Source organism: Variovorax sp. J22R115, assembly GCF_030317005.1.
GTDB lineage: Bacteria > Pseudomonadota > Gammaproteobacteria > Burkholderiales > Burkholderiaceae_C > Variovorax.
In genome coordinates, this window is the sequence record NZ_JASZYM010000002.1 from 458,930 (window position 1) to 480,845 (window position 21,916).

General features: G+C 66.9%; 17 protein-coding genes and 1 pseudogene. 9 read left to right on the forward strand and 9 right to left on the reverse strand.

What is annotated here, in order from left to right; genetic code table 11:
• Nucleotides 1-114 precede the first annotated feature (114 nt).
• From QTI04_RS05150 to QTI04_RS05165, 4 genes are all read left to right on the forward strand, one after another.
• The gene (locus QTI04_RS05150; protein WP_286614417.1) at nucleotides 115-627 is read left to right on the forward strand and encodes a hypothetical protein; all 513 of its coding nucleotides are present in this window, start codon (nucleotides 115-117) and stop codon (nucleotides 625-627) included.
• 113 nt (nucleotides 628-740) lie between these two features.
• Nucleotides 741-3,365: a DNA mismatch repair protein MutS gene (gene mutS, locus QTI04_RS05155; protein ID WP_286614418.1), complete on the forward strand. Its 2,625-nt coding sequence runs from the start codon at nucleotides 741-743 to the stop codon at nucleotides 3,363-3,365.
• 26 nt (nucleotides 3,366-3,391) lie between these two features.
• The gene (locus QTI04_RS05160) at nucleotides 3,392-4,231 is read left to right on the forward strand and encodes a proteasome-type protease (RefSeq protein WP_286614419.1); all 840 of its coding nucleotides are present in this window, start codon (nucleotides 3,392-3,394) and stop codon (nucleotides 4,229-4,231) included.
• A gap of 146 nt (nucleotides 4,232-4,377) precedes the next feature.
• On the forward strand, nucleotides 4,378-5,184 hold the full coding sequence (locus QTI04_RS05165) for an alpha/beta fold hydrolase (RefSeq protein WP_286605509.1): 807 nt from the start codon (nucleotides 4,378-4,380) through the stop codon (nucleotides 5,182-5,184).
• 125 nt (nucleotides 5,185-5,309) lie between these two features.
• Here QTI04_RS05165 and QTI04_RS05170 read toward each other — a convergent pair whose 3' ends face one another.
• The 5 genes and pseudogenes from QTI04_RS05170 to QTI04_RS05190 all read right to left on the reverse strand — a co-directional run bounded on the left by QTI04_RS05170 (nucleotide 5,310) and on the right by QTI04_RS05190 (nucleotide 9,206).
• Nucleotides 5,310-6,134 carry an undecaprenyl-diphosphate phosphatase gene (locus QTI04_RS05170; protein WP_286605511.1) on the reverse strand — a complete coding sequence of 275 codons (825 nt, stop codon included), beginning with the start codon at nucleotides 6,132-6,134 and terminating at the stop codon, nucleotides 5,310-5,312.
• A gap of 81 nt (nucleotides 6,135-6,215) precedes the next feature.
• Complete coding sequence (locus tag QTI04_RS05175; RefSeq protein WP_286614420.1) at nucleotides 6,216-6,899, reverse strand: GNAT family N-acetyltransferase; 684 nt, start codon at nucleotides 6,897-6,899, stop codon at nucleotides 6,216-6,218.
• A gap of 11 nt (nucleotides 6,900-6,910) precedes the next feature.
• A complete protein-coding gene (locus QTI04_RS05180; RefSeq protein ID WP_286614421.1) occupies nucleotides 6,911-7,549 on the reverse strand; it encodes an aspartate/glutamate racemase family protein in 639 nt (212 codons plus the stop codon).
• Between the two features lie 9 nt (nucleotides 7,550-7,558).
• Nucleotides 7,559-7,678: pseudogene (locus QTI04_RS05185) on the reverse strand (amino acid ABC transporter substrate-binding protein); the annotation flags it as partial.
• A 181-nt stretch (nucleotides 7,679-7,859) separates the two neighbouring features.
• A complete protein-coding gene (locus tag QTI04_RS05190; protein ID WP_286614422.1) occupies nucleotides 7,860-9,206 on the reverse strand; it encodes an aspartate aminotransferase family protein in 1,347 nt (448 codons plus the stop codon).
• A 128-nt stretch (nucleotides 9,207-9,334) separates the two neighbouring features.
• Between QTI04_RS05190 and QTI04_RS05195 the strand changes: the two genes are divergently transcribed.
• Nucleotides 9,335-10,201 carry a MurR/RpiR family transcriptional regulator gene (locus tag QTI04_RS05195; protein WP_286614423.1) on the forward strand — a complete coding sequence of 289 codons (867 nt, stop codon included), beginning with the start codon at nucleotides 9,335-9,337 and terminating at the stop codon, nucleotides 10,199-10,201.
• Nucleotides 10,202-10,205: 4 nt separating this feature from the next.
• On the opposite strand, the gene QTI04_RS05200 is transcribed toward QTI04_RS05195, so the two are convergent.
• The 4 genes from QTI04_RS05200 to QTI04_RS05215 are packed head-to-tail and all read right to left on the reverse strand — an operon-like array spanning nucleotide 10,206 to nucleotide 19,356.
• Nucleotides 10,206-11,684: an efflux transporter outer membrane subunit gene (locus QTI04_RS05200; protein ID WP_286614424.1), complete on the reverse strand. Its 1,479-nt coding sequence runs from the start codon at nucleotides 11,682-11,684 to the stop codon at nucleotides 10,206-10,208.
• 25 nt (nucleotides 11,685-11,709) lie between these two features.
• The gene (locus QTI04_RS05205; RefSeq protein WP_286614425.1) at nucleotides 11,710-14,967 is read right to left on the reverse strand and encodes an efflux RND transporter permease subunit; all 3,258 of its coding nucleotides are present in this window, start codon (nucleotides 14,965-14,967) and stop codon (nucleotides 11,710-11,712) included.
• Nucleotides 14,964-18,077, reverse strand: coding sequence for an efflux RND transporter permease subunit (locus QTI04_RS05210; protein WP_286614426.1), 3,114 nt, complete (start codon nucleotides 18,075-18,077; stop codon nucleotides 14,964-14,966). Before QTI04_RS05210 ends, QTI04_RS05205 begins: the two co-directional genes overlap by 4 nt.
• Nucleotides 18,078-18,087: 10 nt before the next feature.
• Entirely contained in the window at nucleotides 18,088-19,356 is a 1,269-nt protein-coding gene (locus tag QTI04_RS05215; RefSeq protein ID WP_286614427.1) for an efflux RND transporter periplasmic adaptor subunit, read from the reverse strand.
• A 216-nt stretch (nucleotides 19,357-19,572) separates the two neighbouring features.
• Between QTI04_RS05215 and QTI04_RS05220 the strand changes: the two genes are divergently transcribed.
• From QTI04_RS05220 to QTI04_RS05235, 4 genes are read left to right on the forward strand one after another with little or no spacing between them, the layout of a single operon-like run.
• Nucleotides 19,573-19,986: a DUF2306 domain-containing protein gene (locus tag QTI04_RS05220; protein ID WP_286614428.1), complete on the forward strand. Its 414-nt coding sequence runs from the start codon at nucleotides 19,573-19,575 to the stop codon at nucleotides 19,984-19,986.
• A gap of 44 nt (nucleotides 19,987-20,030) precedes the next feature.
• Nucleotides 20,031-20,543 carry a DUF6622 family protein gene (locus tag QTI04_RS05225; protein ID WP_286605568.1) on the forward strand — a complete coding sequence of 171 codons (513 nt, stop codon included), beginning with the start codon at nucleotides 20,031-20,033 and terminating at the stop codon, nucleotides 20,541-20,543.
• Between the two features lie 20 nt (nucleotides 20,544-20,563).
• The gene (locus QTI04_RS05230; protein ID WP_286605525.1) at nucleotides 20,564-20,845 is read left to right on the forward strand and encodes a 2TM domain-containing protein; all 282 of its coding nucleotides are present in this window, start codon (nucleotides 20,564-20,566) and stop codon (nucleotides 20,843-20,845) included.
• Complete coding sequence (locus tag QTI04_RS05235) at nucleotides 20,842-21,876, forward strand: dienelactone hydrolase (RefSeq protein WP_286614429.1); 1,035 nt, start codon at nucleotides 20,842-20,844, stop codon at nucleotides 21,874-21,876. The genes QTI04_RS05230 and QTI04_RS05235 overlap by 4 nt, the downstream gene beginning before the upstream one ends.
• Nucleotides 21,877-21,916 lie beyond the last annotated feature (40 nt).

Below are 21,916 nucleotides of genomic sequence, written 5' to 3' on the forward strand. Positions count from 1 at the left end.
CTCGCCCCATCCCCCAAACGCGCTATGCCAGGCGATAGTTTGACTATCCCGAACGGGGGGTCGAAAATTCCGCCGCTGAGTACTTAGGCATTAGGAATCCAAGGGGGCCGACAGATGAGCATCGGGCTGATGCAGTGGCAATTTTTCGTGGCATTGCTGACGGGCGTCCTGCTGCTGTGGGGTGTGACGTGGGCATGGCGACGCGCCGCGATGCGCCGCGAGGCGGAGCGCCGCATCGAAGCGGCACGAGTGCGATCGGGCCACGTACCGCTGGAGATTCCCACCGTGCGCGGTGGCATCAACCCTTCCGGCGACTCGGTGCCCGACACCCTCCCCGAATGGTTCATCCAGGGCAAGGGTGAACATGCGGTGGTCGACGAGACGCCCCGCATCCGGGTTCGCTACCTCGACGCCCATGACAGGAAGGTCGAATGCACGCTGCAGGTCGACCACCTCGATGTGCAGAAGAAGACGATCACGGGGCACGGCGAATTGCCGGGTGACATCCGGCGCGTGCCGCTGCACCGGATCACGTCCGCCCGCATCGCGGATTCCGGCCAGCGATTCAACGTCGATACCTGGGTGGACGCCGTGCGCGTCGCCCGCAGGCGCCGCGGCCAAGTCTGAGCGGCTTCGTCCAGCCGCTTTCTTCCTCCCTCTGCCGTCGTCGCAGAGGGATAGGCCCCCGTTCCTTATGATGCGGGCCTGCCGGCCGTCGGCCGCGCACCGATCCATTTCCGATGACTCTCCCCGCCACCGCACCTCACACGCCCATGATGGCCCAGTACCTGGGTCTCAAGGCCAACCATCCGGACACTCTGCTCTTCTACCGGATGGGCGATTTCTACGAACTCTTTTACGCGGATGCTGAAAAGGCTGCGCGCCTGCTCGACATCACCCTGACCCAGCGCGGCCAGTCGGCCGGACAGCCCGTGACCATGTGCGGCGTGCCGTTCCACGCTGTCGACACGTACCTCGGCCGGCTGATCAAACTCGGCGAATCCGTCGCGATCTGCGAGCAGGTCGGCGAGGTCGGCGCAAGCAAGGGGCCGGTCGAGCGCAAGGTGGTTCGCGTGGTCACGCCCGGCACGCTGACCGACGCCGAGTTGCTCAATGACAAGAGCGAATCGCTGCTGCTCTCCGTGCACGCAGGTACGCGCAACTTCTGCGGGCTCGCTTGGCTCAGCGTCACCGGGGCCGAACTCCGGCTGGCGGAATGTCCGGCCGATGCACTCGAAGCATGGATCGCCCGCATCGCGCCCAGCGAACTGCTCTACAGCGCCGAGGTGACACCTGCCTTCGAGCAACGCCTGAAAGCCGCCCGCAGCGCCACACCCTTCACCCTGTCGCTGCGACCAGCCTGGCAATTCGACGGCGGCCTGGGCGAACGCAAGCTCTGCGAACAGATGGGCAGCAACAACCTGGCGGCCTGGAGCGCCGAATCGCTGACCAACGCGCATGCCGCCGCCGCGGCGCTGCTGGGTTATGCGGAACACACCCAGGGCCGCGCGCTGTCGCACGTCCAACGGCTGTCGGTCGAACGCGATGGCGACCTGATCGAGTTGCCTCCGACCACGCGGCGCAACCTCGAACTGGTGCAGACCCTGCGCGGCGAGGAATCGCCGACGCTGTTCTCCCTGCTCGACACCTGCATGACCGGCATGGGCAGCCGGCTGCTCAAGCGCTGGCTGCTGGCACCTCGCCGCGATCGCGGCGATGCGCAGGCCCGGCTCGAAGCCATCGATGCACTCCAGGCCGCAGTACCGGGCGGCACCTCCGCGGCCTGGCGCAGCTTGCGGGAACAACTCAAGAACACCAGTGACGTCGAGCGTATTGCGGCGCGCGTCGCGCTGCGGCAAGTGCGCCCGCGCGAACTGGTGGCACTCCGGCTCGCGCTCGCCAAGGCGGAACACCTGTCGCCCGCCCTGCCCACGTCGGCATCGCTCCTGGCGCAGATTGCCAACCAGCTCGCGCCGCCCGCCGGCTGCGTCGAACTGCTGCTGGCCGCGATCAGCCCGGAACCCGCCGCATTGGTGCGCGACGGCGGTGTCATCGCCACAGGCCATGACGCCGAACTCGACGAGCTGCGCGCCATCAGCGAGAACTGCGACGATTTCCTGCTGCAGCTCGAAGCCAGCGAGCGCGAACGCACCGGTATCACGAATCTGCGCGTGCAATTCAACCGCGTGCATGGCTTCTACATCGAGGTCACGCAAAGCGCACTCACCAAGGTGCCCGACAACTACCGCCGCCGCCAGACGCTGAAGAACGCCGAGCGCTTCATCACGCCCGAACTCAAGGCCTTCGAGGACAAGGCGCTATCGGCGCAGGACCGCGCCCTGGCGCGCGAGAAATGGCTCTACGAGCAACTGCTCGACGCCCTGCAGCCCTTCGTCGCGTCGCTGACTCGGCTGGCCGGCGCGCTGGCGACGCTCGACGCGCTGTGCGCCCTCGCCGAACGCTCGCATACCCTGCACTGGCGCGCGCCGCGTTTTGTGGCGCATCCGTGCATCGAGATCGACAAGGGCCGCCATCCGGTGGTCGAAGCCCGCCTCGCCGAAAAATCATCGGGCGCGTTCATTGCCAACGACACCCGCCTCGGTCCGCAGCAACGGATGCAGGTCATCACCGGCCCCAACATGGGCGGCAAGTCGACCTACATGCGGCAGGTCGCGATCATCGTGCTGCTGGCCTCGATCGGCTCGCACGTTCCGGCGGAATCCTGCCGGCTCGGGCCCATCGACGCGATCCACACGCGCATCGGCGCGGCGGACGACCTGGCCAATGCGCAATCGACCTTCATGCTGGAGATGACCGAGGCAGCACAGATCCTGCACGGCGCCACCGCCCATTCGCTGGTGCTGATGGACGAGATCGGCCGCGGCACGAGCACCTTCGATGGCCTCGCACTGGCCGCCGGCATCGCCGCGCAGCTCCACGACCGCACGCGCGCCTTCACGCTCTTCGCGACGCACTATTTCGAACTCACCGAGTTCCCGGCCACGCACCACGGCGCGGTCAACATGCACGTGAGCGCCACCGAAGCGGGGCGCGACATCGTGTTCCTGCACGAAATGCAGCCCGGCCCGGCCAGCAAGAGCTACGGGATTCAGGTCGCGCGGCTCGCCGGCATGCCGGCCGCCGTGGTCAACCATGCTCGCCAGGCGCTCGAAGCGCTGGAGGCCCAGCAGACGCAGACCCGCGCGCAGGTCGACCTCTTCGCACCGCCGCCGGTTGCCGAGGCACCAATGGCCAGCGCCGTAGAATCCGCGCTGACCGCGCTCGACCCCGACGCGATGAGCCCGCGCGAGGCATTGGAAGCGCTCTACTCACTGAAGAAACTCCAACTGCGCGACCAGGGCTGATGGTCCGATTCGTGCAAGAAGAACTCATGACTTACTGCGTCGGCATCAAACTCAACGCCGGACTGGTGTTTCTCTCCGATTCACGCACCAATGCGGGCGTGGATCACATCAGCACCTTCCGCAAGATGATCGTCTACGAGCAGCCGGGCGACCGCGTCATGGTGCTGCTGTCCGCGGGGAACCTGAGCATTTCGCAGTCGGTGCGCGAAATCCTCCAGATCGAGGAACTTCGCGAGGTACGGGAAGACGGCGAGGACGGCCCGCCGATCACGATCTGGAACGCCACGAGCATGTTCGACGCCGCCCGCGTGCTCGGCTCGGCCGTGCGCCACGTGTACGACCGCGATGCCGAGGCGCTCAAGCACGCCGGGCTGGATTTCAACGTCTCCTTCGTCTTCGGCGGCCAGGTCAAGGGCGAAGGCATGCGCCTCTTCCTTGTCTACGCCGCCGGTAATTTCATCGAGGCGACCAGCGAGACACCCTACTTCCAGGTCGGCGAATCGAAATATGGCAAGCCCGTGCTCGACCGCGTGCTGACGCCGGACACCCCGCTCGACGAAGCCGCCAAGTGCGCGCTGGTCTCGATGGATTCGACGATGAAGTCGAACCTGTCGGTCGGCCTGCCGCTGGACCTGGTGGTCTACGAGGCCAACCGCCTGCAGACCGACAAGGTGGTCTGCATCGACGCCGACAACCCCTACTACCGCATGATGCACAACAGCTGGGGACAGAAGCTGCGCGAGGTGTTCGACAGCATCGAGGATCCGGTCTGGGACGACGCCTTCACCGAGCACCCGCTCAAGATGCCTGCCACGCGGCACAGCCCGCTGCGCAAGATTTCCACTCCAGACGAAAAGCTGATCTAGATAGAACTCGCCCCCAGGCTCGCCCACTTCGTGTGGCCGCCCACCCCCTGCCGGGGGCAACCCCGGCGGCCCGGCCAAGCCGGTTCCGCGGGGTTTTGCGAACGGGCATCGCTTCGCTGGCCGGCTTGTTCAAATCGCGCATTCCCATGCTCCCTCCCGTCATCTTTTCCCACGGCAACAGCTTTCCCGCGAGCACCTACCGCGTGATGCTCGACAGCCTGCGCAATCGCGGCTTCGAGATCGACGCGATCGAGAAATTCGGCCACGATCCAAAGTATCCTGTGACCGACAACTGGCCGCATCTCGTACAGCAGCTCGCGGACTTCGCGAACGAACGCGCCAAGCAGGCCGGCGCGCCGGTGTTCCTCATCGGTCATTCGCTCGGTGGATTCCTGAGCCTGATGTGCGCCGCGCGCCATCCGACGCTCGCCAGGGGCGTGGTGCTGATCGATTCGCCGATCATCGGAGGCTGGCGCGCCGGCACCATCAACCTCATGAAGCGCACGCCGCTGATGAAGAGCGTCTCACCCGGCATGATCAGCCGCAGGCGCAAGAACCTCTGGGAGCACCGCGAGGCGGTCTTCGAGCACTTTCGCAGCAAGAAGGCTTTCGCGAAATGGGACGAGCGCGTGCTGCGCGACTACATCGAGCACGGCACTTTCGATGTCGACGACGCACGGGCGCTGAGCTTCGATCGCGATGTGGAAACGGCGATCTACGACACGCTCCCCCACAACCTGAGCTCGCTGCTGCGCGCCCACCCGCTCAAGTGCCCCGTGGCCTTCATCGGCGGCCGCCAGTCGGTCGAGATGCGCCGCGTCGGCATGACGATGACGCAGCAAGTCACCAAGGGCCGCATCATGATGCTCGACGGCACCCACCTGTTCCCGATGGAAAAGCCGATCGCGACGGCCGCTGCGGTGGAGGCCTCATTGCGCAACCTGCTCGCCTAAAAAAAACCAACGACCGTCCCGATTCCCTTCCAGGAATACCGTGGAACCGGCTCCGCCGGGCCACCGATACTGCCCCCGGAAGGGGGTGGGCGGCTACACGAAGTGAGCAAGCCCGGGGGCGAGCGTCAATCCTTCCAGACGACAGCGCCACTCCACGCAGTCGCCAGCACCACGATGCCGAAGGCGATGCGATACCACGCGAAGGGGATGAAGTCGTGCGTGCTGATGTAGCGCAGCAGCCAGCGCACGCATAACCACGCGCTGACGAACGAGAACACCAGCCCGACCGCGAACAGCGGAATGTCGGCCACCGACAGCAGCGCGCGCTCCTTGTAGAGGCTGTAGGCCCCTGCGCCGATCAGCGTCGGAATTGCGAGAAAAAACGAGAAGTCGGTCGCCGCCTTGCGCGACAGCCCCAGCAGCATGCCGCCGATGATGGTCGCGCCGCTGCGGCTGGTGCCGGGGATCATCGCGAAGCATTGCACGATGCCGACCTTGAGCGCATCCCACGGCGTCATGTCGTCGACGTGCTCGACGCGCACCGAACCGGGTGGCCGCTTCTCGGCCCACAGGATGATGAAGCCGCCGATGATGAAGGTGCTGGCCACCACCACCGGCGTGAACAAGTGCGCCTTGATCATCTTGCCGAACAGCAGTCCCAGCACGACAGCCGGCAGGAAGCCGATCAGCACGTTGAGCGCGAAACGCCGCGCCTTGGGCTGGCGCGGCAGCGCGACGATGGTGGAATGGATCTTCTGCCAATAGACCAGGATGACCGCGAAGATCGCACCAGTCTGGATCGCAATGTCGAACACCTTGGCCTTGTCGTCGTCGAAGCCGAGCAGCGAGCCCGCGAGGATCAGATGGCCTGTCGATGAGATGGGTAGGAATTCCGTCAGACCCTCGACGATGCCCATGATGGCGGCCTTGACCAGCAAAACGATATCCACACACGCTCCTTGAAAGAGCGTCGATTATCGCGATGGCGACGGTCAGGATCCGTTCAGGCGACGGATCGGGCCGTGCACGGTTCAGCGCTGCGAGATCACGCGCACGATGGCTTCGCAGTGGTCACGAAAACCCATCCGGCCATAGAGACGGTGGGCGCTCTCGTTGTCCCTCATGACATGCAGGAACGGCGTTTCACCGCGCTGCAACTGGCGGCGAATCAGTTTCGCGACCAGGCGGCGCGCAAGCCCTCGCCCCTGGGAGTCGGGGTGCGTGCACACGCCGCTGATCTCGCGCAGCGAACCCGCGCTCATGCGTTCGCCGGCCATGGCGATCAGTCGATCCCCTTCGAAGCAGCCGAAATACTCGCCGAGCTCGGGTGTCCTCGGCCCGAAGGGTCCAGGCCGTGTCAGCGCGGCCAGCTCGACGGCCTGCGCCGCATGCTCCGGCCGCAGTGGGACGGCGTCGCCCCACTCTTCGGCCTCGACCTCGGGCATGGAAGCGTCCCACACCATCCTGAACATCGTCGAATCCAGTTCGATCTGCCAGCCATCCGGCGCGTCACCCGACCAGTCCATGCAATAGAAGCGATCGCCCGGCTCGCAACAGCGAGCGAGTGCGTCGAAATCGGGACTCTGGACGTTCTCGAACCCGACGATCGGCGAGAAGCCCGGCGCGTACCGGCGGGCACGGCCATCGCCGATGGCGTATTTCGAATGCGGGCCGGCAAGGGTGTGCCAGGCGATGTTGTCGAGAAGGTCCTTCATGGGCTCAGAGATCAAACGCGCTCGCGCAGCGCGCGCACGGCGCTGTCGACCGTGGTCAGTACCGGCAGCCCCGTGGCCGCCTCGCAGGCCGATCGCGCACGCGCCATGCTGAATTGCGCGAGGGCGATGCGCGTGCAGCCACGGTCGTGGAGCAAACGGGCCTGCGCGACGATCAGTTCATCGTGCCGATGAGCGTCTCCTGCGTTCAACGCATCGAGTGCACCTTCGGCGAGCGCGAGTTCGAGTTCCACGTCCAGCGGAAACTCCGGCGGCATCGACGCCAGCGTCGGCCCGAAAGTCGCGAGCAGACCCAGCTTGCCCTGGCCCGCCCCAGCCTCAGTCACCATCGCCTCGTTGGGCTTCAGCACCGGAATGCCCGCATGCCGCCGCGCCACCGCCTCGATGCATGGCCCGAAGGCCGAGCAGGTGAAGAGAATGCCCTGTGCACCTGTGTCGACCGCGTACTGCGCCAGCCGCTGGAAGCGCTCGTGCATCGCCTCATCCAGTCCACGCCCGCCGCGCGCGAGATCGGCGCTCAGGCTGTCGTCGATCAGGTTCATGCGCGTGGCCGCGGGCCAGTCGCGTTCGAGCGCCTCGTTGATGGGAGCGACCGAATGGGCCAGCGCGTGGATCAGGGCAATGCGGGTCATGGGAGAGGCTCAGATCCCCTTCGACGACGGATTGGCGAACGCGTCCTTCGTCTCGGCGTTGAGCGGGTAGTTGATGTTGATGTTCTTCGGCGGAATCGGCGACATGAACCAGCGGTTGTACAGCTTTTCCTGCGGAATGCGGTTGGCCGCGGTCAGCGTGCCGCCGTCCTGGGCATGGGCCGCTGCGAGCGGCATCAGGGTAGAGGCGAGCACGCAGGCCGCGCCGGCAAGGATGGACAGACGAGCAAAGGCCACGGGAAGACTCCTCGGTACAGGTTGAAGAACGGGAACGCGAAATCCGGGAGGCGCTTCAGCGCGAGCCAGCTGCTGCGACGCTGCGTGTGACGGCATCGATGGCCGAGGCCAGCCGGCCCGCGATGTCCTGCAGCTCCTGGCGCGGTGCGATGAAGGGTGGCGCGAGCAGCACGTGGTCGCCCCGCTCGCCGTCGACCGTTCCGCCGAAGGGGTAACACAGCAGGCCTTGCGCCATCGCTTCCTTCTTGATGAGCGCGTGCAGCTTCAACTCCGGCGCAAACGGTGCCTTGCTGTCGCGATCCGCCACGAGTTCGATGCCCCAGAAAAAGCCGCGCCCGCGGATGTCGCCCACATTGGCGTGACCGCCCAATGCCCCGCGCAGCATGGCGCCGAAGGCTTCGCCGTCGTCGCGCACCTTGGCGAGCAAGCCATCGCGGTGAATCACACGCTGCACCGCCAGCGCCGCGGCGCAAGCCACCGGATGACCGAGGTAGGTGTGCCCGTGCTGGAAGAAGCCGCTGCCTTGCGACATGGCATCGACGATCTTCTTCTGCGCCAGCACCGCGCCGACCGGCTGGTAGCCGCCGCCCAGGCCCTTGGCGATGGGGACCAGATCGGGCACGACGCCCTCCTGCTCGCTCGCGTACAGCGTGCCGGTGCGGCCCATGCCGCACATCACCTCGTCGAGGATCAGCAGCACGCCGTAGCGGTCGCAAATCTCGCGCACGGCCTTGAAGTACCCCGGAACAGGGCTCAGCACGCCGGCGGTCGCGCCGCCCACCGTTTCGGCGACGAAGGCGATCACGCGGTCCGCGCCCTGCGCGAGGATCGCGGCTTCCAGTTCGGCCGCGAGGCGCAGCCCGTATTGCTCCGCCGTCTCGCCTTCGCGCTGCTCGCGATACGGATAGCAAGGCGACACATGCGTGGCCGGCACCAGGATCGGCGCGAAAGGCTCCCGGCGCCATGCGTTGCCGCCCACCGCCAGTGCCCCCAGCGTGTTGCCGTGGTAGCTCTGCCGCCGCGCGATGAAGTGCGTTCGATGCGGCTGGCCGATCTCCACGAAGTACTGCCGCGCCATCTTGAGCGCGGACTCGACCGCCTCCGAACCGCCGCTCACGAGGTAGACATGGCTCATGCCTTCGGGCGCTGTGCGGATCAGCTCGTCTGCCAATTCTTCCGCCACCTCGGTCGTGAAGAAGCTGGTGTGGGCGTAGGCGATCGTGTCGATCTGCGCGTGCATCGCTGCAATCACGTCGGGATGGCCATGGCCCAGCGACGACACCGCAGCGCCGCCCGATGCATCGAGGTATTCACGCCCGTCCGCATCGCGAATGGTCATGCCGGCGGCGGATGCCGCGACCGGCGGCGTATGGCGGAGATGGCGATGAAAGACATGCGTCATGAGGACTTCCCGGCTTGGAACCAATGTACTGATGGAATTATTGTTTGGAACATTTGTTCCGTCAACCGCTTTCTGGAACAACACTGTTTCATCCGGTACATTTGTTCCAACCAGGAAAGGAAGCCACCATGGGCGTCAAGGAAGACCTGCGCCAGCGCTACGAGAGCCTGAGCCCTGCGCTCCAGCAAATCGCCAAGTACGTGCTCGACCATCCGAACGACGTGGTGACGAGTTCGATGCGCGCCGTCGGCACTCGCGCCGGGGGCACGCCCGCCACGCTGGTGCGCTTTGCCCAGCACCTGGGCTTTGCCGGCTGGCCGCAACTCAAGGAAGCGATGGCGGCGGAGATGGGCCTCGGTCCGGATGCCTATGGGGAGCGCGCCCGCACGCTGATCGGCCGCGCAAGCGACCAGTCGCTGGTCGGCGAGATGTTCAAGGTGCATCGACTGAACCTCGAGGCCACCGAGCGCCACAGCGCGGCTTCGCTGCAGAAAGCGTGCGCGTTGCTGGAGAAGGCGAACACCGTACATGCCGCGGGTTTTCGCGCCAGCTTTCCGATTGCGTTTTCCTTCGTCTACGTCTATCGGATGTTCCGCACCAGCGTGCAGTTGATCGACGGCCAGGGCGGTTCTCTCGAAATGCAGCAGCGCGCGATGAAGAAGGGCGATGCCCTGGTCATCGCCAGCTTTGCACCCTATTCGCGCGAGGCGCTGCAGGTGGCGCAAGCCGCCAAGTCCGCGGGCTGCAAGGTGCTGGCGCTGACCGACAGCGAGGCTTCGCCGCTGTCGTTGCTGGCGGACGAAACGCTGCTGTTCGCCATCCACAGCCCGTCCTTCTTCCCGTCCATCGCGGCGGGCACCGCGCTGACGGAGGCATTGCTGGAACTGCTCGCGAGCCGCTCCGGCAAGGCGGTCGTCAAGCGCATCGACCAGGCCGAAGCGCAGTTGTTCGAGTCGGGCGCTTACCTGCAGGCGCCCCGCCTGCGCGGCGCCTGACGACTCAGGAGCCGGCGCGCGCCACGGGCGGCTGCGGCGTTCCCGGCTCCATCCACTCGGCCTCCCAGCCACCACCCAGCGACTGGATCAGTCCCACGGCCGCGTTCTGGCGGTTGACCTGCAACTGCAGCAGGTTGCGCCGCGCGTTGAGCGCCGAGACCTGCGCCACCACGACGCTCGTGTAGTCGATGGTGCCCGCGCGGTAGCGGTTGACGAACTGCTGCTCCGTGCGGTCCGCCGCGGCCGACGCCTGCCGGCGCAGTCCTTCCTGCTCGGCGAGGCTGGCACCCGCGGTGAGCTGGTCTTCGACATTCTGGAAGGCGGTCAACACCGTCTGGCGATAGCGCGCCACGGACGCCTCATGACCGGCCTTGGCCGCGTCCACGCTGGCGCCGATGGCTCCCGCGTCGAACACGACCTGCGCGACGGACAGCCCCAGAGACCAGAGCGTGTTCGATGCATTGAACAAGTCGCCGACGCGGCTCGACGCACTGCTGATGCCCCCGTTCAGCGTGAAGCTGGGGTAGTACGCCGCGCGCGCGATGCCGATCTGTGCATTGGCCGCAGCCACGTCACGCTCCGCAGCGGCGATGTCGGGCCGGCGCTGCAGCAGGGTCGAGGGCACGCCGGCCGGAATGCCGGGCACGACGGGATTCCACTCGGCCACCGGCAAGGAGAAGTCCGCAGGCGCGGCGCCGACCAAGACGGCAATCGCATGTTCCAGCGTATCGCGGTTCCGCTGGATCTCGAGGGCGTCGGCCTGCGTGTTGACGTACAGGGTCTCCGCCTGCAGCACATCGCTCTGCGCCGCAATGCTTGCGGCGTAGCGGTTGCGTGTGATCTCCAGGCTGCGCTTGTAGCCTTCGAGCGTTTCCCTCAGGATGCGCAGTTCGGCATCTGCCTCGCGCAGCGAGAAATAGCTGCTCGCAAGGCTGCCCACGGTGGACAGGCGTGCCAGGGCGAGATCGGCTTCGCTCGCCTGAGCGCCGGCCTGCGCACTGTCCACGGCCTTGCGCAGCCGGCCCCACACGTCCGGCGCCCAGTCGGCGTTGAGCGAAGCGGTCATGGCGTTGGTTGGCGAAGTGTTGCGGGCGCCCGCCCGGCGCGCGCCGCCGTCGGCCGAGACGGTGGGGAATAGCGCCGCGCGCTGCCCGCGCACCAGGGCCTGCGCTTGCGAGTAGTTGGCGACAGCGACTGCAATGTTCTGGTTGGACACCTGCACACGCGCTGCAAGCTCATTCAGCACCGGGTCGCCGAAAAGCGTCCACCACTCGCCGCGGTCCAGCGCGTCGGCGGGCGCCGCGGGGAGCCAGCCCTCCGCAGCGGGTGCGGATTTCCATGCGGCCGGCGCCGTGGTCTCAGGCTGGACATAGGCAGGGCCGATGGCGCAGCCTGCCAGCGCCGCAGCCAATGCCAGCACGAGGGCTGTGCGTTCAAGACCGCCTGTGCGGCGGCGGAGAAAAAGTCGGTTCGATGCGGTCATGGTGTCGAATGCCCCGTCGCGGCCTTCATGCGGAGGCGTCGGCCGCGCGGCTTAGGAATTTCTCGTTGGCAGGACGCCGGCGCAGCTTGTCGAGCAGCACGTAGACGACCGGCGTGGTCAGCAGCGTCAGCAACTGGCTCGCGATCAGTCCGCCGATGATCGCCACGCCCAGCGGCTGGCGCAGCTCCGCGCCGAGGCCGAAGCCGATGGCGAGCGGCAACGCACCGAGCGCAGCGGCCAGCGTGGTCATCAGGATCGGACGGAAGCGCAGCAGGCAGGCCTCGCGCACCGCCTCCACGGCGGTCAGTCCGCGCGAGCGCTCGGCCTCCAGCGCGAAGTCGATGATCAGGATGGCGTTCTTCTTGACGATGCCGATCAGCAGGAACACGCCGATCAACGCGATGATCGAGAACTCCATGCGAAACAGCAGCAGCGCCAGCACCGCGCCCACGCCGGCCGAAGGCAGCGTGGTCAGGACGGTGATCGGGTGGATGAGGCTCTCGTAGAGCACGCCCAGCACGATGTAGATCACGATCAGCGCCGCGATGATCAGGAACCACTGCTGCCCCTGCGACTGTTGCGCCGCCAGCGCCGTGCCCTGGAAGCTGCCGCGCACGTTGACCGGCATGGCGATGTCGGCCTCGGCCTGCGCGACGATGCGCTTGGCATCCGACAGGCTCACGCCATCGGCCAGGCTGAAGGAGACAGTGCTCGCGAGCTCGGTGTCCTGGTGGTCGATGGAGGTCGGTACCGCGCGCTCGGTGAACTTCGCGAAGGCCGACAGCGGCACCATGAGCGTCGTGTCGGTGGCGATCTGCTGGCCGGCGGATGACGTGCGCGACCCCGGATTGGCGGAGGTCGTGGTCGACGTGCCTGTGGTCGCGTCCTTGTTGAGTTCGACCGAGGACGTGATCGACTCGCCGCTCGTGGTGGTCGTCGTGTTCAGGGTCGAGGGCACGTACAGGTCCCTGAGTGCGTTCGGCGAGCGCTGGAAGCGTGGCGACCACTCCATGATCACCGAGTACTGGTTGAGCTCGTCGTAGATGGTCGCCACCGAGCGCTGCCCGTAGGCGTTGTAGAGCGCGTTGTCCACTGCGGCCGATGTCACGCCGAGCCGCGCCGCGGCATTGCGATCGACCTCGACGAAGGTCTCGACGCCGTTGTCGGCGTCGTCGCTGTCCACGTCGGTCAGCGCGGTTTCCTGGCGCAGCCGGTCGGCCAGCTTGGTCGACCACGCACGCAGGTCGGCGAGGTTGTCGCTCTTGAGCGTGTACTGGTAGCTGGAATTGCTCGAGCGCCCGCCCATGCGAAGGTCCTGCACCGGACTCAGGAACACGCGCAGCCCCGAGAGCTGGTTGAGCTGCGGACGCAGGCGGTCGATGACGGCCTGCGTCTTCACATTGCGTTCGGACACCGGCTTGAGGTTGACGAACATGAAGCCGCCGCCCGCACGCCCGCCACCCGAGAAGCCCACCACCGTGTCGACGGCCGGGTCCTTGCGGATGATGTCCACCGCCTGCCGCAGCTTCTCGGCCACGGCTGCCGACGAGATGCTCTGGTCGGCGCGCAGGCCGGCGTTGAGCTGACCGTTGTCCTGCTGGGGGAAGTAGCCCTTGGGAATCGCGTTGAAGAGATAGACATTGAGCCCGATCACCGCCAGCAGCACGACGATCACGACGCCCTTGCTCGCCAGCGCCCAGTCGAGGCTGTGGGCATACACACGCAGCGTGCCGTCCCATGCGCGCTCCGACTGCCGGATGAACCAGCCGCGCACGCGTCCGGGCTTCTTGCCGCCCTCTTCCGCCTCGCTGCGCAGCAGCATGGCGCACAGCATCGGCGTGGTGGTGAGCGAGATCACGAGCGAAATCAGCACCGCGGCCGACAGCGTGACCGCGAATTCGCGGAACAGCCGCCCCACCTGCCCGCCCATGAACAGCAGCGGGATGAACACCGCCACCAGCGACAGGCTGATCGACAGCACCGTGAAGCCGACCTCCCGCGCGCCGCGCAGTGCCGCCTCGACGCGGTTCATGCCGGCCTCGACGTGGCGAGTCGTGTTCTCGAGCACGACGATCGCGTCATCCACCACGAAGCCGGTGGCGACCGTGAGCGCCATCAGGCTCAGGTTGTTGAGGCTGTAGCCCAGCAGGTGCATCACGCCGAAGGTGCCGAGCAGCGAGACGATCGTCGCCACGGCCGGCACGATGGTGGCACGCGCCTTGCGCAGGAACAATCCGACCACCAGCACGACGAGCACGACGGAGATCATCAGCGTGAACTCGATCTCGCGCAGCGAGGCACGGATCGAGTTGGTGCGGTCGGAGGCGACCTGGATGTCGATGTCCTGCGGCAGTTGCTCGCGCAGCTCGGGCAGCAGCTTGCGCACGCCGTCCACGGTCTCGATGATGTTGGCCCCCGGCGATTGCGTGACGAGCACCACGACCGAGGGCTCGCCATTGAAGAGACCCAGCGTGCGAGTGTTCTCCACACTGTCGATGACTCGCGCCACATCGCCCAGGCGCACTGCGGCATCGTTGCGCCACGCAATGACGAGGTCGCGGTAGTCAGCAGCACGACGCCCCGGCGCCGGCGTATAGATCTGCAGTTTGCGATCGGCGCTTTCGATCGCGCCCTTCGGCCGGTTGGCGTTGTTGGCCTGAATGGCCGCGCGCACATCCTCGGTGCTGATGCCCAGCTTGTTGAGCGCGAACGGCTCCAGCTCGACGCGCACCGCAGGCAGTGATCCGCCGCCGATCTCGACCTCGCCCACGCCCTCGACCTGCGACAGCCGCTGGCTCACGATGTTCGACACCGCTTCGTAGATCTGCCCCGGCGTGCGGGTCTTGGAGGTCAGCGCCAGGATGATGACCGGCGCCGCCGTGGGATTGCGCTTGCGGTAGGTCGGATTGCTGCGCAGCGTGGCGGGCAGATCGACACGAGCGGCGTTGATGGCGGCCTGCACCTCACGTGCCGCGCTGTCGATGTTGCGGCTCAGGTCGAACTGGAGCGTGACACGAGCGGAGCCGTTGGAACTCGTCGACGTCAGTTCATTGACGCCGGGAATGATGCCCAGTCTGCGCTCCAGAGGCGTCGCGACGCTCGAAGCCATCGTGCTCGGGCTTGCACCGGCAAGGCTGGCCTGTACGGAGATGGTCGGGAAGTCGACTTGCGGGAGCGGCGAAACCGGCAGCACGAAGAACGCGACGATGCCGGCGAGGGCAATGCCGATGGTCAGCAATACCGTGGCGATCGGGCGCTCGACAAAAGGCTTGGAAAGGTTCAAGCAGTCGCCCTCCGTCCAAACCTCTGCCCCATCCGATCGAACGCCAGATAGATCACGGGCGTGGTGAACAGCGTCAACACCTGGCTCACGACGAGCCCACCAAAGATCGCCAAACCAAGAGGACGCCGCAGCTCAGCGCCCTCGCCCCACCCGAACATCAGAGGCAGCGCGGCAAACAAGGCGGCCAGCGTGGTCATCAAGATGGGCCGGAACCGCAGCAACGCCGCCTGGTGAATCGCCTCCAGCGGCGCCTTCCCCTGGTTGCGTTCGGCGTCGATCGCGAAGTCGATCATCATGATCGCGTTCTTCTTCACGATGCCGATCAGCAGGATGATCCCGATGATTCCGATCACCCCCAGGTCATTGCCCGTCACCATCAAGGCCAGCAACGCACCCACACCTGCCGAAGGCAGCGTGGAAAGTATCGTCAGCGGGTGGATGTAGCTCTCGTACAGCACCCCCAGCACGATGTACACGCACACCACCGCCGCCAGAATCAGCCACAGCTGGTTGGTCAGCGACTTCTCGTAGGCCCCTGCGGCACCGAGGAACGTCATGCTCACGCTCGCCGGCATGGCAATGCCCTTCGCCGCCGCACGGATCGCCGCGACCGACTTGCCTAGCGCCACATCCGGTGCCGTATCGAAGCCCACCGTCGCCGCCGGGTACTGCGCCACCCGCGTCACCTGCAAGGGCGCGAACTGCTCCCGCACCGTCGCCAGCGAAGACAGCGGTGTCGCCGTGCCCGCACCCGTGCGCAACTGAAGATTGCCCAACCCCTCCGGCGAAGCCAGCGCCTCGCGCTGCGCTTCCAGAATCACGCGGTACTGATTGGTCTCGGTGAAGATCGTCGAGACGATGCGCTGGCCGAACGCGCTATAGAGCACGTCGTCCACCGAACTGGCTGTCACCGACAGGCGCGACGCCGTGTTGCGGTCGATATCCACATAGGCAGCCAAGCCTTGGGCGCCGGCATCCGTCGTCGGATTGCGCACCTGCGGCACGCTGCGCAGACGCTCGACGAGCTTGCGCGCCCAAGTGTTCACCGTCGCGGTATCGACACCTTCGAGCGACACGCGGAACTCCGTCGGCCCGGTCTCGGCATCGATCGTCAAGTCCTGTGTCGGCTGGAGATAGAGCGTCACGCCGGCCACGTTGCTGCGCACGCGTTCGCGCAGCCGCTGCATCACTTCACTCTGCGTATCGTGATCGCGGCGCAGGTTGATGAGCATGCTGCCCGTGTTCAACGCCGTGTTGTTCGCTGCATCCACACCGACCACCGAACTCAGGCTCTGCACATCCGGGTCGGCGAGGATCGCGTTGGCTGCGGATTGCTGCAACTCGGCCATGCGCGCGTACGACACTTCCTGCGCCGCCTCGATCCGCGCCTTGAGCTGCCCCGTATCCTGCGTCGGAAACAGCCCCTTGGGAATGAAGACGTACAGCAGCACGGTCAGCGCCAGCGTCAACAACGCCACCACCATCGTCAGCGACTGGTGACGGAACACCCACTGCAGCCAGATGTCATAGCGCGCGATCACACGGTCGAAGAAGCGTTGCACGCTCGCCCCGAAGCGGCCGCCCTCTTCCGCCTCCGGCTTGAGCCAGCGCGCGGACATCATCGGCACCAGCGTGAGCGAGACCACCGCGGAGATCAGGATGGTGATCGCCAGCGTGACCGCGAACTCGCGGAAAAGCCGCCCCACCACGTCGCCCATGAACAGCAGCGGAATCAGCACCGCGATCAGCGAGACCGTCAGGGAAATGATGGTGAAGCCGATCTGCGTCGCGCCCTTGAGCGCAGCCTGGAATGGCGGCTCGCCCTTCTCCAGGTAGCGGGCGATGTTCTCGATCATCACGATCGCGTCGTCCACCACGAAGCCGGTCGCGATGGTCAGCGCCATCAGGCTCAGGTTGTTGAGGCTGTAGCCCAGCAGATACATCAGCCCGAAGGTGCCGATCAGCGAGATGGGCACCGCGATGCTGGCGATGATGGTCGCGCGCACGCTGTGCAGGAAGAAGAAGATCACCAGCACGACCAGCACCACGGCGAGCGCCAGTTCGAGCTGCACGTGGCTGACCGATGCGCGGATGCCGGTCGTGCGGTCGCTCAGCACCTCGACCTTCAGCGAGCCGGGCAGCGATGCCTCCAGATCAGGAAGTTGCTTCTTGATGGCGTCGACCGTGCCGATCACGTTGGCGCCCGGTTGGCGCTGCACGTTGAGAATGATCGCCGGGTACAGCTTGCCGTCCTGCTCGCCGGTCTTCGCGCTCGAATGCACGGCCGCCCAGGCGCCGAGCTGAGTGTTCTCCGCGCCGTCGATGACGCGCGCCACGTCGGTCATGCGTACGGGGGCGCCGTTCTTCCACGCGACGATGAGGTTCTTGTAATCGGCCGCCGTCACGAGCTGGTCGTTGGCGTTGATGGTGTACGCGCGCTTCGGTCCGTCGAAGCTGCCCTTGGCGCTGTTGGCGTTGGCCGCGGCGATCGCGGTGCGCAAGGTGTCGAGCCCGATGCCGACCGACGCCAGCGCGTTGGTGTTGGCCTGGATGCGCACCGCCGGCCGCTGGCCGCCCGAGAGCGACACCAGACCGACACCGCCAACCTGGCTGATCTTCTGCGCGAGCCTCGTGTTCACGAGGTTCTGCACCTCGGTGAGCGGCATGGTTTCGGAACTCACAGCCAGCGTGAGGATGGGCGCATCCGCGGGATTGACCTTGGCGTAGACGGGCGGCGCCGGCAGGTCGGCCGGCAGCAGCGAGCCACCCGCGTTGATGGCGGCTTGCACCTGCTGCTCGGCGACGTCGAGCGTCTGGTCGAGCGCGAACTGCAGCGTGACGATCGACACGCCGGTGGCGCTGGTCGAACTCATGCGATCGAGTCCGGCCATCTGGCCGAACTGGCGCTCCAGCGGCGCGGTCACGGTGCGGCTCATCACCTCGGGGCTGGCGCCGGGGTAGAGCGTCTGCACCTGGATGGTCGGGTAGTCGACCTGCGGCAACGCGGCCAGCGGCAGGAAACGGAATCCCACCATGCCCGCGAGCACGATCGCGAGCATGAGCAGCGCCGTCGCGACGGGCCGCTCGATGAATGGCTTCGACGGGCTCATGCGCTCACCCTCACTGTGGAGGACGCTGGCGTCTGCTGCCTTCGCCGCGCGCCGTGCGCGGGCCGTTCGCCGGGCGCTGCGCGGCGGGGTTGTCGCCTTGCAGCAGCACGCGGGCGCCGTCCTTCAGGCGGTCGCCGCCTTCGGTCACGACGTCCTCTCCGACCTTCAGGCCGTCGACGATCGCGACCACGTCGACCGTGGACTCGCCGCGCTTCACCGTGCGCATCGACACCGTCCGGTCTTCATTGACGACATACACGAAGTTGCCGTTGGGGCCGGTACGCACCGCCGTCACCGGCACCACGATCGCGTCGACCGTGCGCAAGGTCATCTGCACATTGACGAACTGGTTCGGGAACAGCGGCGTGCCGGCGTTCGCGAAGCGGGCCTTGGCCCGCACGGTGCCGGTGCTGGTGTCGACCACGTTGTCGAGCGTGGAGAAGACGCCGGTGTCGAGCGTCGCGGAGCGCACGCGGTCGAGCGCCTTGACGGAGAGCGGCTCGCCCTTGGCGAGCTGCGCCTGGATGTCGGGCACGCGGTCCTGGGGCACGGCGAACTGCACGTCGATGGGGTTCATCTGCGTGATGACGGCAATCCCGGTGGTCGCGTTGGCGGTGACGATGTTGCCGGGGTCGACCGTACGCAGGCCGATGCGGCCGGTCACGGGCGCGGTGATGCGCGTGTAGTCGAGGTTCAGCTTGGCGGCGGCCTCGGCGGCGCGGTCGGTGATCACGGTGCCTTCGAGTTGCTTGACCAGCGCGGCTTGCGTATCGACATCCTGCCGGGCAATCGAGTCCTGGGTCAGAAGCGTGCGGTAGCGCGCCAGCGTGACACGTGCCGCCTCGAGCGACGCCTCGTCGCGCACGCGGGTGCCCTGGGCCTGCATCAGCGCCTGCTCGTAGGGACGCGGGTCGATGCGCGCCAGCAGCTGGCCCTTGGTCACGGATTGGCCTTCCGTATAAAGCACCTCGGTCAGCACGCCGCCGACCTGCGGGCGCAGCGTGATGGTCGCCAGCGGCGTCACCGTGCCCAGGGCGTCGATGACGATCGGCAGTTCGGCCCGGCGTGCGGCAGCATGCCCGACCGTGGAACTCGCACCACTGAAGGCGCCGCGGCCGCCGGTCGGCTCGCCGGAACGCTTGATCAGATACCAGGCACCCCACGCCAGCCCGCCTACCACCAGCAGCGCCAGCAGGCTGCCCAGCCAGCGGCGCCGGCGCGAGGGAGCCCGGGGGGCGGGATGGACGGTAGAGGTGGGCTCGGGGATGGGAGACGACATCGGTGAGTTGGGCAAAGGAGCAGCAGGCTACTAGTGGAGCGCCGAATCGTAGCGCCCAGCCCCTTCCAACCGTAAAGCCTCGGTAAAGCCGGCATTGCCTCCTGCATCTGGCGACAGCGGAATGCCACTGGCGCCGCTTCGAGGCAGTTCGTCGCATGGGCGTGGCGGGCATCGGGAGCGATCGGCACAGTCCGCCCATCGATCCAGGAGCCCGCCGTGCAAATGTCCCCGATCATCGCCGTCCACCTCACCGCTGCCGTGAGCGCCCTCGTCCTCGGACCCGTCGTCCTCTGGGCCCGACGCGGCCGCACCCAGCACCCCAGGCTTCACCGCGCGCTCGGCTACGCGTGGGTCACGCTGATGGTCATGACCGCGGTGTCGGCCCTCTTCATCCGTGACTTCAAGCTTCCGAACATCGGGGGCTACACGCCCGTCCATCTGCTGGTGTCGGTGGTCTTCTTCGGGCTGACGCGAGCCTTCTGGAAGCTTGCCAAGGGCGACATCCGCAGCCATCGCATCTCGATGCAGGCGACCTACATCAGCGCCTGCATCGTGGCCGGCGCCTTCACGCTGTTGCCCAGCCGCTATCTCGGCCACATGCTCTGGGGCCAGTGGCTGGGCCTTGTCTGATTTCTCTCATTCGTCTCAATCCCGCACGGAGAACCACCATGCTCATGCTGACCCAGATCCTCTTTCACACGCCCAAGTGGGTGTTCGCGCTCTTCGCCACCTTGCTCTGGCTCGGCGCCAGGCAACTGCTGGCCGGCAGCGTGAGCCTCGTGCGGGTGACGCTGATGCCCATCGTGATGACGGGGCTTTCGGTCTACGGCGTCGCCTCCGCCTTCGGCGACTCGCCGATGGCATTGCTGGCCTGGGCCGTCACGGCCTTCGCACTGCTCGGCTTCGTGATGCAGCGCGCGTTGCCGGACAGCACGCGCTACGACGCGGCAGCGCGCCAATTTCACGTCGCCGGCAGCGCGGTCCCGATGCTGCTGATGATGGGTATCTTCTTCACCAAATACGTCGTGGGCGTGCTGCTCGCGATGCATCCGGAACTCGCGCACCAGGTGTCGTTCGCGGTCGGAATCAGCACGCTTTATGGCGTCTTCACCGGTATCTTCATGGGTCGTGCAATCCGGCTGTGGCGCCTTGCGATTCAAGCCGACCGTGCCACGCTCGCCGTCTGACATCCGAAGGAGCCACACCCATGACCACGAACGACATCGACCGACTGGCGCGACGCCGCGCCAAGGCCAAGATCGGCTGGTTCATCCACGCCACGGCCTACGTCACGGTCAACCTGCTGCTGGTCGCCTTCTCGCTGGCCAGCGGCCATGGATGGGCGATCTACCCGGCCCTGGGCTGGGGGCTCGGCCTTGTACTGCACGGGGCGGCCGTGTGGCTCTTCGCACCCGGCGGCCGCCTGCTGGAGCGGATGGTGGACCGCGAACGCGCCCGGCTCGCCGACGCCAAGGGAGATCAGTGGTGAAGGCGTCGACTTGGTGCCGGCTGGCGCTGGCTGCAGCCTGCACTCTGGTTTCCGCCGCGCAGGCAGCCACCGGGCTCACCGTGCTGGCCGCACCGACGGACTCCGGGCCGGTCACGGTCTTCTACCCGACCGCCGCGCCCGCCACGGCGGTGCGGCGCGGCCCTTTCACCCTGAACGTCGCCGTCGATGCGACACCCATCACCGGCAACCGCCGCCTGATCGTCATCTCGCACGGCTCGGGCGGTGCGCCCTGGGTACACACCGACATGACCCAGATGCTGGTGGCGGCCGGCTTCACGGTGGCCGTGCCGGAGCACGCCGGGGACAACTGGCACGACCACAGCGCGGTCGGCCCGGCGTCGTGGAGGCACCGGCCGCACGAGGTGACTCAGGCCATCGACGCAATGGCGGTCGACCCGCGCTTTGCGCCGCTGCTCGACCTGAAGCGCGTCGGCATCTACGGCATGTCGGCCGGTGGACTTACCGCACTGACCCTGGCCGGCGCACGCTGGTCTCCGGCGCTGCTCGCACGGCATTGCGAAGCCCATCTCGCGGAGGACTTTCCGACCTGCGTCGGTCTCAGCACCGAACTGACCGGCGGTCCGCTCGACGCGCTCCGCATGGGCGTGGCCCGCCGGTTCATCCGTTTGAAGTTCGACGGGGAGACGGCACTCGAAGGTTGGACCGATCCGCGCATCGCCGTCGCCGTGGCCGCGGTGCCGATGGCGGCACCCATCGACATGCCGACGCTCGCGGCTCCCCACATCCCGCTCGGCCTGGTGCGCGCCGGACAGGACGCCTGGCTCGCGCCGCGCTGGCACATCGACGCCGTGCGCGCCACCTGCACAAGCTGCGTGCTGCTCGCGGACATGACCGAAGCCGGCCATGGATCGATCCTCTCGCCCATGCCTCCGGACCTGCCGCCGCGCGCCGCTCGGCTCCTGAACGACCCGCCCGGCTTCGACCGCCGCACGCTCGACGCCGTCTACGCAGCCATGCGCGATTTCTTCGTCCAGAATCTGCTGCCATGACAGCACTGTGGCCCATCCTGCGCGGCGCGCCCGACGCCGG